The sequence below is a fragment of the Cohnella sp. GbtcB17 genome (assembly GCF_019091135.1).
GTDB lineage: Bacteria > Bacillota > Bacilli > Paenibacillales > Paenibacillaceae > Cohnella.
The window spans coordinates 1-229 of sequence record NZ_JAGXJW010000574.1 but is presented as its reverse complement, the minus strand read 5'-3'; the positions used below and the strand labels follow the sequence as shown (position 1 = coordinate 229).

Sequence of the window (229 nt, the reverse complement as noted above, 5' to 3'; positions counted from 1 at the left end):
TATGCCAATCCGATCCGGACGAGCACCGGGCGCCTGATCGTGACGTCCGGCTTTGTGATCGGAGACGACGGCACGTTCGCCGGCAGCGTCGTTTATTCGGACGACAACGGCCTGACCTGGACGAAGAGCGCATCCGGCCTGACGATTCCGTCCATCGGCGGGGAAGGGGGCGTATCGGGGACGGCGATCATCGAGCGGGCCGACGGCTCCCTGCTTATTTACGCCAGAC

General features: G+C 64.6%; 1 protein-coding gene. It reads left to right on the top strand.

Annotation, left to right across the window (positions count from 1 at the left end; all coding sequences use genetic code 11):
- Positions 1–229, top strand: a 229-nt coding sequence (locus tag KVT38_RS34485) for a sialidase family protein (RefSeq protein WP_217598174.1), incomplete at both ends; no start/stop codon positions are given.